The sequence below is a fragment of the Micromonospora aurantiaca ATCC 27029 genome (assembly GCF_000145235.1).
In the GTDB taxonomy this organism is placed as follows: domain Bacteria; phylum Actinomycetota; class Actinomycetes; order Mycobacteriales; family Micromonosporaceae; genus Micromonospora; species Micromonospora aurantiaca.
Genome location: NC_014391.1, coordinates 882,444 through 897,923 on the forward strand (window position 1 = coordinate 882,444; position 15,480 = coordinate 897,923).

15 protein-coding genes are annotated in these 15,480 nt (G+C 72.8%); 12 read left to right on the plus strand and 3 right to left on the minus strand.

Going from position 1 to position 15,480, the window contains the following annotated elements:
- Nucleotides 1–79 precede the first annotated feature (79 nt).
- From mfd to MICAU_RS04425, 4 genes are all read left to right on the plus strand, one after another.
- The gene (mfd, locus tag MICAU_RS04410; protein WP_013284087.1) at nt 80–3,736 is read left to right on the plus strand and encodes a transcription-repair coupling factor; all 3,657 of its coding nucleotides are present in this window, start codon (nt 80–82) and stop codon (nt 3,734–3,736) included.
- A 104-nt stretch (nt 3,737–3,840) separates the two neighbouring features.
- Complete coding sequence (locus tag MICAU_RS04415; protein WP_013284088.1) at nt 3,841–4,611, plus strand: hypothetical protein; 771 nt, start codon at nt 3,841–3,843, stop codon at nt 4,609–4,611.
- Nucleotides 4,608–5,597, plus strand: a complete 990-nt coding sequence (locus MICAU_RS04420; RefSeq protein ID WP_013284089.1) for a nucleoside triphosphate pyrophosphohydrolase — start codon at nt 4,608–4,610, stop codon at nt 5,595–5,597. Before MICAU_RS04415 ends, MICAU_RS04420 begins: the two co-directional genes overlap by 4 nt.
- A 435-nt stretch (nt 5,598–6,032) precedes the next feature.
- On the plus strand, nt 6,033–7,652 hold the full coding sequence (locus tag MICAU_RS04425) for a DUF885 domain-containing protein (protein ID WP_013284090.1): 1,620 nt from the start codon (nt 6,033–6,035) through the stop codon (nt 7,650–7,652).
- Between the two features lie 33 nt (nt 7,653–7,685).
- On the opposite strand, the gene MICAU_RS04430 is transcribed toward MICAU_RS04425, so the two are convergent.
- Entirely contained in the window at nt 7,686–8,513 is an 828-nt protein-coding gene (locus tag MICAU_RS04430) for an NAD(+) diphosphatase (protein ID WP_013284091.1), read from the minus strand.
- Nucleotides 8,510–9,202 carry a hypothetical protein gene (locus MICAU_RS04435; protein ID WP_013284092.1) on the minus strand — a complete coding sequence of 231 codons (693 nt, stop codon included), beginning with the start codon at nt 9,200–9,202 and terminating at the stop codon, nt 8,510–8,512. Before MICAU_RS04435 ends, MICAU_RS04430 begins: the two co-directional genes overlap by 4 nt.
- 212 nt (nt 9,203–9,414) lie before the next feature.
- Here MICAU_RS04435 and eno point away from each other — a divergent pair, with 212 nt between their 5' ends.
- From eno to MICAU_RS04460, 5 genes are read left to right on the plus strand one after another with little or no spacing between them, the layout of a single operon-like run.
- Nucleotides 9,415–10,698, plus strand: a complete 1,284-nt coding sequence (eno, locus tag MICAU_RS04440; RefSeq protein ID WP_013284093.1) for a phosphopyruvate hydratase — start codon at nt 9,415–9,417, stop codon at nt 10,696–10,698.
- A gap of 28 nt (nt 10,699–10,726) precedes the next feature.
- The gene (locus MICAU_RS04445; protein WP_013284094.1) at nt 10,727–11,362 is read left to right on the plus strand and encodes an FtsB family cell division protein; all 636 of its coding nucleotides are present in this window, start codon (nt 10,727–10,729) and stop codon (nt 11,360–11,362) included.
- A 23-nt stretch (nt 11,363–11,385) separates the two neighbouring features.
- Entirely contained in the window at nt 11,386–11,943 is a 558-nt protein-coding gene (locus tag MICAU_RS04450) for a DUF501 domain-containing protein (RefSeq protein WP_013284095.1), read from the plus strand.
- Between the two features lies 1 nt (nt 11,944).
- Nucleotides 11,945–12,454, plus strand: coding sequence for an amino-acid N-acetyltransferase (locus tag MICAU_RS04455; protein ID WP_013284096.1), 510 nt, complete (start codon nt 11,945–11,947; stop codon nt 12,452–12,454).
- Nucleotides 12,455–12,496: 42 nt separating this feature from the next.
- Nucleotides 12,497–13,426, plus strand: a complete 930-nt coding sequence (locus MICAU_RS04460) for a Ppx/GppA phosphatase family protein (protein WP_013284097.1) — start codon at nt 12,497–12,499, stop codon at nt 13,424–13,426.
- 102 nt (nt 13,427–13,528) lie between these two features.
- Here the strand turns inward: MICAU_RS04460 and MICAU_RS04465 are convergent, their stop codons facing one another.
- Entirely contained in the window at nt 13,529–13,720 is a 192-nt protein-coding gene (locus MICAU_RS04465) for a hypothetical protein (RefSeq protein WP_222947856.1), read from the minus strand.
- Nucleotides 13,721–13,898: 178 nt separating this feature from the next.
- On the opposite strand from MICAU_RS04465, the gene MICAU_RS04470 reads away from it, so the two are divergent.
- The 3 genes from MICAU_RS04470 to MICAU_RS04480 all read left to right on the plus strand — a co-directional run bounded on the left by MICAU_RS04470 (nt 13,899) and on the right by MICAU_RS04480 (nt 15,454).
- Nucleotides 13,899–14,096, plus strand: coding sequence for a hypothetical protein (locus MICAU_RS04470; protein ID WP_230651275.1), 198 nt, complete (start codon nt 13,899–13,901; stop codon nt 14,094–14,096).
- A 63-nt stretch (nt 14,097–14,159) separates the two neighbouring features.
- Entirely contained in the window at nt 14,160–14,492 is a 333-nt protein-coding gene (locus MICAU_RS04475) for a PadR family transcriptional regulator (protein WP_041798804.1), read from the plus strand.
- A complete protein-coding gene (locus MICAU_RS04480) occupies nt 14,489–15,454 on the plus strand; it encodes an HAAS signaling domain-containing protein (protein WP_013284101.1) in 966 nt (321 codons plus the stop codon). The genes MICAU_RS04475 and MICAU_RS04480 overlap by 4 nt, the downstream gene beginning before the upstream one ends.
- Nucleotides 15,455–15,480 lie beyond the last annotated feature (26 nt).

Here is a 15,480-nt window from a genome sequence, read left to right on the forward strand (position 1 = left end):
ATAGGCTCGAACGGTGCACCCCCCGTCCGGCTGGACGCGGGGTCGTCGTCGTGTGTCGATCCGCTGGAAGTGATCACTGATGCTCACCGGACTCTTCTCCGCCGCCCTGGCCGACCCGGGGCTGGCCCGGGCGCGTGACCTGGCGCGCTCCGGTGCCGCGCAGGTCGACGGGCTCGACCTCACCGCCCCGGCCGCGCTGCGCCCGTTCGCGGTGGCAGCGGTCGCCGCCGACGAGCCGGCCGGAGGCGCGGGCCGCCCGGTGCTCGCGGTCACCGCCACCACCCGCGAGGCCGACGACCTGGCCTCCGCGCTGGGCAGCCTGCTGCCGCCGGAGCAGGTGGCGGTCTTCCCGTCCTGGGAGACGCTGCCGCACGAGCGCCTGTCGCCCCGATCCGACACGGTCGGGCGGCGCCTCGCCGTGCTGCGCCGGCTGGCCCACCCGGACGCCGCCGACGCGCACGGCCGCACCGGGCCGCTGCGGGTCGTCGTCGCGCCGGTGCGCTCGCTGCTCCAGCCGCAGCTCAAGGGCCTCGGCGACCTGGAGCCGGTGCAGCTCGCCGCCGGGGACGAGGCCGACCTGGAGGAGGTCGCCCGCCGGCTCACCGACATGGCGTACGCCCGGGTCGACCTGGTCACCAAGCGCGGCGAGTTCGCCGTACGCGGCGGCATCCTGGACGTCTTCCCGCCCACCGACGAGCACCCGTCCCGGGTCGAGTTCTGGGGCGACGAGGTGGAGGAGATCCGCACCTTCGCGGTGGCCGACCAGCGCACCATCGAGGGCGTGGCGCAGATGTGGGCGCCGCCGTGCCGGGAACTGCTGCTGACCCCGGCGGTGCGGGAGCGGGCCGCCGCGCTCGCCGCCGAGCACCCCGAGCTGGCCGAGATCCTGGACAAGCTGGCCGAGGGCATCCCGGTCGAGGGCATGGAGTCGCTCGCTCCGGCCCTGATCGGCGCCGACGCGCTGGAACTGCTCGTCGACTGCATGCCGGCCGGCACCCACGTACTCCTCTGCGACCCCGAGCGCATCCGCACCCGCGCACACGACCTGGTCCGTACCTCGGAGGAGTTCCTCCAGGCCAGCTGGGCCGCGGCCGCCGTCGGCGGCCAGGCCCCGGTCGACCTCGGCGCCGCCGCCTTCAAGACCCTGGCCGAGGTACGCACGGCAGCCCGCGCCCTGCGCCAGCCCTGGTGGACGCTCGCGCCGTTCGGCCTGGTCGAGGCGGACGCGGCGCCGGCCCGGCAGCCCTGGGAGGACGAGCCGGCCGCTGTCGACGTCACCCCCGACGACGCCATCGCGGTGAGCCTGGCCGCCCAGCCGGCCCCGCTCTACCACGGCGAGACCGCCCGGGTGGTCGACGACCTGAAGCGCTGGGCCGGTGAGGGCTGGTCGATCGCGCTCGTGTTCGAGGGGCACGGCCCCGCCCAGCGGGCCGTCGAGGTGCTCCGCGACGCCGGTCTCGGCGCCCGGCTCACCGAGGAGGTGCCCGCCGCACCGGCACCGGGCGAACTGCTCGTGTCCTGCGGCTGCCTGACCGCCGGCTTCGTCGACGAGGCGTCGAAGTTCGTGCTGCTCACCGGCAACGACGTCACCGGTGGCCGGGGCACCTCCACCCGCGACATGCGCAAGATGCCCAGCCGGCGGCGCAACACCATCGATCCGCTGGAGCTGAAGGCCGGCGACTTCGTGGTGCACGAGCAGCACGGCATCGGCCGGTACGTCGAGCTGGTGCAGCGCACGGTGAACGGCGCCAGCCGCGAATACCTGGTCATCGAGTACGCGCCGAGCAAGCGCGGCCAGCCCGGCGACCGCCTCTTCGTCCCCACCGACCAGCTCGACCAGCTCTCCCGCTACGTCGGCGGTGAGCAGCCCACGCTGCACAAGATGGGCGGCTCGGACTGGCAGAAGTCCAAGGCGCGGGCCCGCAAGGCGGTCCGCGAGATCGCCGCGCAGCTCATCCAGCTCTACGCCGCGCGCAAGGCGTCGAAGGGGCACAACTTCGGTCCCGACACCCCGTGGCAGCGTGAGCTGGAGGACGCCTTTCCCTGGCAGGAGACGCCCGACCAGCTGGCCGCCATCGAGGAGGTCAAGCGGGACATGGAACAGACCGTCCCGATGGACCGGCTGATCTGCGGCGACGTCGGCTACGGCAAGACCGAGATCGCGGTACGGGCGGCGTTCAAGGCGGTGCAGGACGGCAAGCAGGTGGCCGTGCTGGTGCCGACCACGCTGCTGGTGCAGCAGCACTACAACACGTTCGCCGAGCGGATGAGCCAGTTCCCGGTGTCGATCCGGCAGCTGTCCCGGTTCCAGACGCCGAAGGAGTCCGAGCAGACGCTGGAGATGGTCGCCGCCGGCACCGTCGACATCGTCATCGGCACCCACCGGCTGCTCCAGGCGGCCACCCGGTTCAAGTCTCTGGGGCTGGTCATCATCGACGAGGAGCAGCGGTTCGGCGTCGAGCACAAGGAGCACCTGAAGACGCTCCGCGCCTCGGTCGACGTGCTCGCCATGTCGGCCACCCCGATCCCGCGCACGCTGGAGATGGCGATCACCGGCATCCGGGAGATGTCCACAATCGCCACCCCGCCGGAGGAGCGGCACCCGGTGCTCACGTTCGTCGGGGCGTACGACGACCGTCAGGTGGCCGCCTCCATCCACCGTGAGCTGCTGCGCGACGGTCAGGTCTTCTACCTGCACAACCGGGTCGAGTCGATCGAGAAGACGGCCCGCAGGCTGCGGGAACTGGTCCCGGAGGCCCGGGTCGCGGTGGCGCACGGCCAGATGGGCGAGGAGGCGCTGGAGAAGGTGATGGTCGGCTTCTGGGAGAAGGAGTTCGACGTCCTCGTCTGCACCACGATCGTCGAATCAGGCATCGACATCCCGAACGCCAACACCCTCATCGTCGAGCGCGCCGACCTGCTCGGCCTGGCCCAGCTGCACCAGATCCGCGGCCGGGTCGGCCGTGGCCGGGAACGGGCGTACGCGTACTTCCTCTACCCGCCGGAGAAGCCGCTCACCGAGAACGCGCACGAGCGGCTGGCGACCATCGCCCAGCACACCGAACTCGGCGCCGGCATGTACGTGGCGATGAAGGACCTGGAGATCCGCGGCGCCGGCAACCTGCTCGGCGGCGAGCAGTCCGGCCACATCGAGGGCGTCGGCTTCGACCTGTACGTCCGGATGGTCGGCGAGGCCGTGTCCGCCTTCAAGGGCGAGCAGCAGGAGGAGGAGGCGGAGGTCAAGGTCGACCTGCCGATCGACGCGCACCTGCCGCACGACTACGTGGCGGTGGAGCGGCTGCGCCTGGAGATGTACCGCAAGCTCGCCGAGGCCCGCGACTCCGAGCGTCTGCGCGAGGTGGTCGCCGAGATGACCGACCGGTACGGCGAGCCGCCCGCGCCGGTGCAGAACCTGGTCGCGGTGGCGCGGTTCCGGCTGCTCGCCCGCCGCTACGGGCTGACCGACGTGTCGATGCAGGGCAAGCACATCCGGTTCGGCCCGCTGCCGCTGCCCGACTCGAAGCAGATGCGGCTCAAGCGCTACCACCCGGACTCGGTCTACAAGCAGGCGCTCGACCAGGTCAGCGTGCCCCGGCCGAGCACCCGGCGGATCGGCGGCGAGCCGCTGCGCGACCAGGCGCTGCTGGAGTGGTGCGGGCAGCTCCTGGCCGACGTCCTCGGCAAGCCCGAGGAGCTGGCCGGTGTTGCCAGCCCCGCAGTGGCGAGCGGACGATGACACAGCAAGCCCGAGGAGCTGGCCGGTGCCGCCCGGTCCGGGGCGGGCGCGCGATGAGGTGGGCGGAGTCACAGGCCGGTACTCGGCGTGAGAGAGTGACCCTCATGCGTGCTCGCCGTTCCCTCGTCGCCGTCAGCGTCGCGGCCCTTGCCGCGCTCTCTCTCGCCGCCTGTGGCCGCTCCGCCCCGGACGTCGCCGCCTACGTCGGCGACAGCCGGTACTCCGTCGACCGGGTCGACGCGATCTACGAGGACGCGCAGCGGCAGTACGCGGAGGCCGTCCGTAGCCAGTCCCCGCAGACGCCGTCGCCGGCGGAGCTGCGGTCCTCGGTGACCCGGCAGGACGTGCTGAACCTGCTGGTGGCGATCGACCTGGGCAAGCGTGTGGCGGCCGACAAGGGCCTCCAGGTCACCGACCAGATCTCCCCGGAGCAGATCCAGCAGGCGCTCCGCATGCCGGCGACCACCGAGTACACGAAGCTGTGGGGCGAGTGGGTCGACCTCTCCGGCACGCTCCAGCAGAGCCTGCCCCCGGCCGACCTCAGCGACGAGTCCCTGATGGCCGTCTACCACGCCCTCGAGAAGACCGGGGCGATCCAGCCGGGCCTGAGCATCGACCAGGTGCGGCAGGCGTTCGGCGAGGCCGGGTTCGTCCGCACCGCCACCGCGCTCAGCAGCGCGCTGCAGGAGCAGGCCGAGAAGTCGGACGTCCGCGTCAACCCCCGGTTCGGCGTGACGGGCGTGCCGTCGCTGGTCAACACCGGCCAGTCGTTCGTCTTCTACTCCCTGCCGTACGTCGACCAGGACGGTCCGGTCACCGACATCTCGACTCCGGAGGCGCCGGCCTCCGGCTCCCCGGCTCCCGGAGCCGCATGACCGCGCGGATCGTCCTGCTCGTCACCTCACCCCGGCTGCCCGCCGGCCTGCTGACTTCGGCCGCCTGGGACGCCGTACGCTCCGCCCCGGTCCTCGCCGGTGCGGAGAGCGAGCTGACCCGTGCGGTCCGAATGGCCGGCGCCGACGTGAGCGTGGTGACCGAGGGTGCGACCCAGGCGCTGCTCGACGCCGCCGCCGCGCACGGCGGGGCGGTGTGGCTGGCCGGTCCGGCCGGCGACGAGACGCTGGCCCGTGAGCTGGGGCTGCGGCTGGCCCGCGAGCCCGGCCTGGCCGAACTGGAGCTGATGTACGGCTCGTGGGATCCGCCCGGCGCCCGGCTGCTCGACGCGGTCGAGGTGATGGACCGGCTGGCCTCCCCGGGCGGCGATCCGTGGAAGCGGGCGCAGACCCACCGCAGCCTGGCCGGTTTCCTGCTGGAGGAGTGCTACGAGGCGTACGACGCGATCAGCGCCGACGACACCGACGCGCTCCGCGAGGAACTGGGCGACGTGCTGCTCCAGGTGCTGCTGCACGCCCGGCTGGCGGAGAACCTGCCGGAGGGCAAGAGCTGGACCGTCGACGACGTCGCGGGCACCCTGGTCGACAAGATGGTGCGGCGCAACCCGCACGTGTTCTCCGGTGAGCCGGCCGGCTCGATCGAGGAGATCGAGGCGAACTGGGAACGGATCAAGCGGACCGAGAAGACCCGCGACTCGGTGCTGGACGGCATCGCGCTGAGCCAGCCCGCGCTCTCCCTGGCCGCGAAGATCCTGGACCGGGCCGGCCGGGTGGGCCTCGCCGTACCGCCGCCACTGGCCGAGTCGCAGGTGGATCCGGAGGCCCGGCTCGGCGCGAGCCTGCTGGCCACTGTCGCCGCCGCCCGGCAGGCCGGCATCGACCCGGAGGCCGCGCTGCGGCGGGCCACCTTGGCGTACGCCGAAGCGATCCGAGCCGCCGAACGCCCCACCCCCACCAACCCCGCCTAACCCCCCCGCGCCTCACCCTGCCCCGCCCTCTCCCCGCGATCTTGCACTTTCGGCCCGAGCGGTGCCGCAAATGCCCCCTCTGCCCGGGCACAAAGTGCAAGATCGCCGAGTCGGCTGCCGGGCCGGACCTCGCCAGCCATGCCCAGCCGCGCCCCTCCCGGCAGGCGAGACTCGTCGCCCGCATCCCGGGATCGCCGTAGATCTTGGTACGAAAGTGCCCCTATAGGGGCCGTTTCCGTCCAAGATCTACGCCGGCCTCGGGGTGAGGCGCGCTCGCGGCCGACCAACCGGCACCCAGGCGATGGCCTGTCAGGGGACTCGCGGCGGTGATCAAGGGGTTTGGGCCGGGGGCGGGCTCGGGCGGGGACACGAACTCCTTGATCAACGGGGGCGGGGAGGCGGGAGAGTGGGCGGGGTGATCGGTAGGGTCGGGGGATGGAGTCGTTCGGGCCGCTTGCGGAGCGGATCGTGGAGGCGTTGCTGGAGAGCCGGCCCGGGCTGGCCACCTCCGCCGGGGATCACCGCTACGACGACCGGCTGCCCGATCTCTCCGCCGACGCCCTCGCCGCCGACCAGGCGATGCTGAAGGACGCCGCCGACGCGCTCGCGGAAATCGACCCGGACGCGCTCGACGTGGCGGAGAGCGTCGACCACGCGCTGCTCACCAGCCTCGTCGACAGGGGACTGTTCGAGGCCACCGAGATCCGCGGCCACGAGTGGGATCCGCTGCGCCACAATCCGGGGCCGCTGCTGCACGCCCTGCTGGCCCGTCCCTTCGCCCCGGCCGAGGAGCGCCTGACCAGTCTCGTCGGGCGTCTGTCGGCCGTACCCGATGCGCTGTCGACGGCGCGCGCGACGCTGCGGGACATGCCGCGGGTCCACGCGGAGACGGCGGTCGGGCAGTTCGCCGGTACGGCGGCGCTGATCCGCGACGAGGTTCCCGGGTTGCTCGCCGAGGCGCCGGCGATGCGCGATCGGGTCGGCCCGGCGGCCAGCGAGGCGATCGCCGCGCTGGAGGAGTTCGTGGCCTGGCTGCGGCAGGGTCTGGCCGCGGACGCCGGTCCGGGGCGTGACCCGCGGCTGGGCCGGCGGCGGTGGGAGGCGCGGCTGTGGCACACGCTCGACACCGAGCTGAGCGCCGCCGAGGTGCAGCGCCGCGCCTGGGCCAACCTCGACCGGGTCACCGAGGAGATCCGCGCGGCGTCGGTCGAGCTGGTCGGTGGTCCGGCCGACGACGAGACGGTACGCCGGGCGCTGGACCTGCTGGCCGCCGAGCACCCGGACGACGCCACGATCGTCGACCTCGCCTCGGTCACGCTCGACGAGGCGAGTGACTTCGTCAGCCACCACGACCTGGTCAGCATGGTCGGCGACCCGTGCGTGATCCAGGAGATGCCGGAGTTCGCGCGCGGCGTGGCGGTGGCCTACTGCGACTCGCCGGGCCCGCTGGAGACGGCCGACGTGCCGACGTTCTACTGCATCTCGCCCACCCCGGCGGACTGGCCGGCGCAGCGGGTCGAGTCGTTCTACCGCGAGTACAACGACCACATGATCCGCAACCTGACCGTGCACGAGGCGATGCCGGGTCACTTCCTCCAGCTTGCCCACGCCCGCCGGTACGACGGCCCGACCCGGGTACGCGCGCTCACCGAGTCGGGCGTGTTCGTCGAGGGCTGGGCGGTCTACGCCGAGGAGCTGATGGCGGGGCTCGGCTTCGGCGGGCTGCCGGTGCGGTTGCAGCAGCTCAAGATGCAGCTCCGGATGACCATCAACGCGCTGCTGGACCAGCTCGTGCACTGCGACGACATGCCCGAGTCCGAGGCGATGGCGCTGATGACCGGGCGCGGCTTCCAGGAGGAGGGCGAGGCGGCCGGCAAGTGGCGGCGGGCGCTGCTCACCTCGACGCAGCTCTCCACGTACTTCGTCGGCTACAGCGAGATGGCCGACATCGCCGCCGCCCGGCCGGACGGCGTGACGGTGCGCGACTGGCACGACGCCATGCTGGCGCACGACTGCCCGCCGCCGCGCCACCTGCGGACACTGCTGGGGGTGTGACGGCCACCGCCCGGGCGGCGACCCGGCCGGCGGTCACCGCCCGGCGGCGACCGCGTCGATCAGCCAGCGCGACAGGGAGTACGCGGGCGGCAGCTCGGCGGGCAGCGCATCCACCGGGAACCAACGCGCCTCGGTCAGCTCGATGCCGTCGACGACGGGTTCGGCGGCCGGGTCGGTCACCTCGGCGGTGAAACCGGCGAGCAGCGTGCCCGGCCCGGACAGCGCCCACGGCTGGCTGTCCACGTAGACCGGTCGCCGCAGCGTCAGGCCGACCTCCTCGGCGACCTCGCGGTGCACCGCCGCCTCCAGCGACTCGCCCGCCTCGACGAACCCGGCGACGAGTGCCCACAGCTGCGTCGGCCCCTGCGCGTGCCGGACCAGCAGCAGTTCGTCGACGCCGCCGGCCGGGCCGGGGCGGGTGATCGCGGTCAGCACCGCGACGGACAGCGGCACGAACACCGTCAGCCCGCAGTCCGGGCAGCGCCGCGCGGTCTCGCCCGGCACGTCGGCCAGCTCGGCCCGGCACGCGCCGCACCACCTGTGGGTACGCCGCCAGGTGACCACGGCGAGCGCCCGTCCGGCCAGGTCGGCGCGGGGTGCGGGCAGCTCGGCGGCGAGGCCGCGCCAGCCGCGCCACGGGCCGGGAAGCGACTCCGGATCGGCCACCTCGGCCGCCCACGCCGGGACGCCGTCGAGCGTGCCGACCGGGATCCAGGCGAGGTCGCCGGGCAGCGCGCCGATCCGCAGCGGCTGCTCGTCCGGGCCGGTCAGCAGCTTCCGTCCGGCCACCGGCAGCGCCAGGTCGTCCGGCTCCGGCGGCCGCCCGTGATCGGCAGCAGGCAGGAACCCGGGCGGGGTCACGACGTGGACGGGCGGCGGTCCACCACGCCGGCGCCGTCCGGGACCGCGAACGCGGCCGCCTCGACGCTCTCGGTGTAGCGGCTCAGCGTCACCTCGGTGGGCTTGCCGTCGAGCGTGCCGGAGAAGCTTCCCAGCACACCCTCGTTCGTCACGCAGGCGTTGAAGCGCTCCCCGTCGTGGGTGACGTCGACGCAGGTGGCGTGGTGTCCGGCGAGAGTGGTGTCGCTCTGCTCGATGACCGCCTCCGGCGCCAGCGCCGCCTCGGTGAGCAGCCGGATCACCGCGGGCGGCGTGACCAGGCCCTGCTTGCGTGCCTCGTCGTAGACGATCACCGACGGCTTCCCCGCGGTGAGCACGGGCGGCGAGACGGTGCAGGAGGTACGGGCGGCCGTGCTCGCGCACCGGGTCACCGACTCCTGCGTCACCGTGATCTTGCCGCCGGGCCAGGTGTACGTGGACCGCAGCGGCTTCTTGGTCTGCGCGATCGAGGCGGTCCGGCCGCCGTCGATCTGGTAGTCGGCGGCCCAGGTCTGCTCCAGCGCCCGGTCCATCCGCGCGGCGAGGTCGTTGACCAGGTCGGCGCGACCGAGCGCGACGTTCGCGTCGTCCAGGGCCTGACAGCCGGTGACCGAGAGCGACGCGATGACCGAGGCGGCGAGCACGCGGAGAGTCGTCGAGGCGGCAGGCATGATGCCCAGCCTTGTCGATCGACGCAACGTCTCGCAAACCGGTTGCCGGTTGACGACCGGTAATCCGGGAATGTCCGTCTCAGCAAGCGCCTCGGGGGCCGCCCCGAGCGGGGTGCGGCAGGGCGGGGACCGATACGCTGCGTTCAACACCTGCCTCAGCCGCACCGTCGCGGCCCATACGGACCGGAACCACACAAACGAGGAGCGACTCAGTGGCAACCATCGAGGGAATCGTCGCCCGGGAGATCCTGGACTCGCGGGGCAACCCGACGGTCGAGGTCGAGGTCGGGCTCGACGACGGCACGATCGCCCGCGCCGCGGTGCCGTCCGGCGCCTCCACCGGCGCGTTCGAGGCGGTCGAGCTGCGCGACGGTGACAAGGATCGCTACCTGGGCAAGGGCGTCGAGAAGGCGGTCGCCAACATCGAGGACCGCATCGTCGACCAGCTCATCGGCTACGAGGCCAGCGAGCAGCGGCTGATCGACCAGAAGATGATCGACATCGACGGCTCGGACAACAAGGGCGAGCTGGGCGCGAACGCCATCCTCGGCGTCTCCCTGGCCGTGGCCAAGGCCGCCGCCGGCAGCGCCGAGCTGAGCCTGTTCCGCTACCTGGGCGGCCCGAACGCGCACCTGCTCCCGGTGCCGATGATGAACATCCTCAACGGTGGCGCGCACGCCGACTCGAACGTCGACATCCAGGAGTTCATGATCGCGCCGATCGGCGCGCCGACGTTCCGGGACGCGCTGCGCTCGGGCGCCGAGGTCTACCACGCGCTGAAGTCGGTGCTGAAGAAGAAGGACCTGTCGACCGGCCTGGGCGACGAGGGCGGCTTCGCCCCGAACCTGCCCACCAACGCCGCCGCGCTGGACCTGATCGCCGAGGCCGTGGAGAAGGCCGGCTACCGGCTCGGCACCGACATCGTCTTCGCGCTCGACGTGGCCGCCACCGAGTTCTTCGACAACGGCACCTACACGTTCGAGGGCAGCGCCAAGAGCGCCGAGGAGATGAGCAACTACTACACCAAGCTCGCCGGCGACTACCCGATCGTGTCGATCGAGGACCCGCTGGCCGAGGACGACTGGAGCGGCTGGGCCACCCTCACCGCCGCGCTCGGCGACCGCATCCAGATCGTCGGCGACGACCTGTTCGTGACCAACCCGCAGCGCATCGCCCGGGGCATCGCCGAGCAGGCCGCCAACGCGGTGCTGGTGAAGGTCAACCAGATCGGCTCGCTCACCGAGACGCTCGACGCCGTCGACCTGGCCCACCGGGCCGGCTTCAAGTGCATGATGAGCCACCGTTCCGGCGAGACCGAGGACACCACCATCGCCGACCTGGCCGTCGCCACCGGCTGCGGGCAGATCAAGACCGGCGCGCCGGCCCGCTCGGACCGGGTGGCCAAGTACAACCAGCTCCTGCGGATCGAGGAGGAGCTGGCCGACGCGGCGCGGTACGCCGGTGCCGGCGCGTTCCCGCGCTACCGTTCGGCCTGAGCGAGCGCTCCGGGGGAGGGGTGTGACGATGCAGCAGCGCCGCACACCGGGTGGCCAGCGGCCCGCCCGCCGGCCGGGTCAGCCCGGCCGGACGGGCGGTGCCCGGGTCCGGTCCACGGCACGCGACAACGGCGTCCGCGCGGAGGCGCGCGCCGCCGGCCGGTCACCCGGCGCGTCCCGTGCCGCCGACGGCGTACGCTCCGCGAGCCGCCCCGCCGCGGCCCGGCGTACCGCCGCCGGTGGCCCGGTCAAGCGGCTCACCGCACCCCAACCCCGGCGCTTCACCGGGCGCGCCACGGTGCTGTTCGCGGTGCTGATCGCGCTCGCCCTGGCGTACACCTATCCGGTCCGGGTCTACCTGGACCAGCAGGCCGACATCGAGCGGATGGAGGCGGCGCAGGCCGCCCAGCGGGCCGAGATCGACCGGCTCACCGCCGAGGCGGCCAAGTGGAAGGACCCGGAGTACGTCAAGACGCAGGCCCGGGAGCGGTTCTTCATGGGCAAGCCGGGCGAGACGCTGCTCGTGGTGCTCTCCGACCCGGAGGGCGCCGCGAAGGACGCCGGCAAGGGCGCGAAGCCGGGGGCGCCGAAGCCGCCCGAGCCCTGGTACGACACCCTGTGGGGGAGCGTGCGGGCGGCCAACGCCGAGCGCCCCGACAAGTGAGCTTTGATTCGAGAGGCACTTCCTTGAGCGTCGTACCACCGCAGGAGCCGGCGGCGGACTCCGTACCCCCGCCGGAACGCCAGCCGGCCACCGAGGCCGACCTGGCCGCGGTGGCCGCGCAGCTCGGACGCCCGCCTCGCGGCACCCGCGCGGTGGCCCACAGGTGTCCCTGCGGCCTGCCCGACGTGGTGGAGACGACGCCCCGGCTGGCGGACGGCACGCCGTTCCCGACGCTGTTCTACCTGACCTGCCCGCGTGCCACGGCGGCGTGCAGCCGGCTGGAGTCGGCCGGGCTGATGAAGGAGATGGCCGAGCGGCTCGCCGAGGATCCGGAGCTGGCGGCGCGGTACCGGGCGGCGCACGAGGACTACCTGACCCGCCGGGAGGCGATCGGGGAGGTGCCGGAGATCGCGGGCATCTCGGCCGGCGGCATGCCGGGGCGGGTGAAGTGCCTGCACGTGCACCTCGGGCACGCGCTCGCGGCCGGGCCGGGGGTCAACCCGTTCGGCGACGAGACGCTGGCGCTCGTGGAGAAGTGGTGGGCGGCCGGCCCCTGCGTGGACGTGCCCGCGGTCCAGTGAGATGAGCGCCGACGAGATCACTGTGCGCCGGGCCCGCACCACCGACGTCCGCGGCATCCGGCGGCTGGTGGACACCTACACCGACGACCGGCGGCTGCTCAGCAAGGCGACTGTGACGCTGTACGAGGACGTGCAGGAGTTCCGGGTCGCGGTGACGTCTGACGGCACGGTGGTCGGCTGCGGCGCGCTGCACGTCATGTGGGAGGACCTGGCCGAGATCCGGACGGTGGCGGTCGACCCGTCCTGCCGGGGCCACAAGATCGGGCACCGGATCGTCGGCGGGCTGATCGACGCGGCACGGGAGCTGGGCATCGCCCGGATCTTCGTGCTGACGTTCGAGACCGGCTTCTTCGGCTCGTTCGGCTTCCGCGAGATCGACGGCGCGCCCGTGCCGCAGCCGGTGTACGAGCAGCTCCTGCGCTCGTACGACGAGGGTGTCGCGGAGTTCCTGGACCTGGAACGGGTCAAGCCCAACACCCTGGGCAACACCCGCATGCTGCTGCGCCTCTGACCGTGCGCGGGCTGCCGTAGGGTGGGCGCCGTGAGTGCGCGTGTGGCCGCCATCGACTGCGGGACCAACTCGATCCGACTGCTGATCGCCGACCTGCCCGAGGCGTCGGCCGGGGACTCGTCGCCGCTGCGCGACGTCAGCCGGCGGATGGAGATCGTCCGACTGGGGCAGGGCGTCGACCAGACCGGCATGCTCGCGCCGGAGGCCATCGAGCGGACCCGCGTGGCGCTCGCCGACTACGCGGCGGAGATCGAGAAGTCCGGCGCCGAGCGGGTACGCATGTGCGCCACCTCGGCCTCCCGCGACGCCTCCAACGCCGCCGACTTCCGCACCATGGTCGAGCGCACGCTCGGCGTACCGCCCGAGGTGGTGACAGGCGACGAGGAGGCACGCCTGTCGTTCACCGGCGCGGTGCGCGGCCTGCCTGCCGATGCAGAGCCGCCGTACCTGGTGGTCGACATCGGCGGCGGTTCGACCGAGTTCGTCGTCGGCACCCGCGCCGACGGGGTGCGCGGCGCTATCTCGGTGGACATCGGCTGCGTCCGGATGACCGAACGGCACCTGCACGACGATCCGCCGACAGCGGCGCAGATCGCCGCCGCCGAGTCCGACATCGCCGCCGCCGTCGACCGCGCGCTCGCCGCCGTGCCCGGCCGCGAGGCCGCCACGCTGGTCGGGCTCGCCGGTTCGGTCACCACAGTGGTCGCCCTGGCGCAAGGGCTCCGGGAGTACGACCCCAGCCGCATCCACCACGCCCGCGTCTCGTACGAGCAGGTGGCCGAGGTGACAGCCGACCTGCTCGGCAAGAGCAGTGAGCAGCGGCTGGCGTACCCGGTGATGCACCCCGGGCGGGCCGACGTGATCGGCGCCGGCGCGCTGGTGCTGCGAGTGATCATGGAGCGGGCCGGGATGCCGTCGGTGGTCGCCTCCGAGCACGACATCCTCGACGGCATAGCTTGGAGCCTCGCCTAGCCCTCATCTTCTCGCCCGCCCCTTCGGCGGTGATCAAGGAGTTTGTGTCAGATCCGGACGCCTCCGGGTACGCAAAGTCCTTGGTCGACGGGACGGGCGGGGTTAGTCCGTCGCCAGGTCGGGGCGGTGTTCCCTGATCCACTTCTCGACGTCGGACTTCCGCCAGATCTGGCCCATCCGGAGCACCTGATAGGGCGCGGGGAAGTCGCGTCGCGAAGCGACCACTGACGCGCGGGCACGCGAGACGCCACCGAGCATGTCTCGGATCTCAGCGATTCCCACGAACTCGACCACCTCTTGACGGTAGGTAGCAGCGATTGACTCGCGATCGGTAACAGCGATCGGAGTTGACGATCGGTAACAGCGCGAGCACGATCGGGGGATGACCGTGAGGAACTGTTCTCCCGTACCCGATCGCAGTCGCCGTGTCGTGCGGCCGCACGTGCCGATGCGGCCCCTCTGGTTGTGCCGGGTGTGCGCGGCACCCTGGCCGTGCCAGCCGGCCCGCCTGTTGCTGCTGCTGGACTACCGGCGCGACCGCGTCGCCCTGTCCATCCACATGGCGGGCTGCCTGTTCGACGCCACCGCCGACCTGATGGCCGCCAACCCGAACCCGGCCGACCTGTTCGACCGTTTCATCGGGTGGACCGCCCGTCCTTCCTCCCGGTGAACAAGGCCGGGCAAAGTGCTGTGTGATTGACGGTAGTGTGGATTGCGCACTAGTGTGCGGAGCGTGGATACCACGCAGCTCCTCAAGGGCGTGCTCGACCTGGCGGTGCTCGCCGTGCTCAAGGACGAGGACGGATACGGCTACGACATCCTGCGGCGGCTGCGTGAGGCCGGCCTCACCGAGGTCGGCGACGCCTCGGTCTACGGCACGCTGCGCCGGCTGTTCGCCGCAGGCCTGCTCACCACGTACGTGGTGCCGAGCGAGTCCGGGCCGCACCGCAAGTACTACTCGCTGAACACGGCCGGGCGTGACCAGCTCACCCGCTCCGGCAAGACCTGGCGCTCGTTCGCCACCACCATGGACGCACTGCTCGACGATCGGGGGATGGCGGCATGACCGTCACTGGGCAGGAGATCACGGACTACGTCGACCGGGTACGCGCGGCGCTCGCCGACCTGCCGCCGGGGGTCCGCGACGAGCTGACCGAGGACCTGCCGGAACACCTCGCCGAGGTGGCCGCCGAGGGCGAGGGCGCGCTCGTGGACCGGCTGGGCACCCCCGAGGCGTACGCGGCCGAACTGCGTGCCGCCGCCGGCGCCGGGGAGGGGCGGCGACCGGCGCGCTTCCACCGCCTGGCCGAGGCGCGGGATCAGGCGGCCACTCAGATACGTCTGCTGGATCGTCAGCTCGGCCCGGTGCTGGGGCACGAGACGGTGAGCGACTTCCTGCGCCCGCTGCGCCCGGCCTGGTGGCTGGTGCGTGGCTGGCTGGCCGCGCTGCTGATCAGCGTCATGGTGGACGGTGGCCGGCCCGGTCTGCTGCCCCGGCCGAACGACAACGCGTCGGCCGGCCTGCTGCTGCTCATCGGCGCGGTGGTCGCGTCACTGTGGCTCGGCCGCCGTTCCGCGGGCTTCACCGGCTGGCCGCGCCGCCTGCACCGGCTGGGTACGGCCGCGCTGCTGCTCTTCGGCTTCGCGGTGCTCGTCGATGTGGACCGGAACGCCAGCTCCGACGTCTACAGCGGCTACGAGCAGACGTCGGTGGACCGGCGGTACGACCGGATCGAGGACGTCTTCGTCTACGACCAGCAGGGGCGGCTGATCCGCGACGCGCAGCTGTTCGACCAGAACGGCGTGCCGATCCGGCTCGGCTGGCCGAACTGCCTGGACTCGTCCGGCGCCGTGCCCGCGCCCCGCAACGCCTACCCGTACTGCCCGGAGCTGGCACCGTTCGGCGCACCGGCCTCCCCGTCGATCGCCCCGCCCGCACCCGCACCCACAGGCAGCGCCACCCCGACCGCGCCCGCCACGCCCGCGCCCAGCACCAGCGCTTCCCCGGAACCCACGTCAACGCGATAGAGCGCGCGCGATCCCGCGAGATCTTG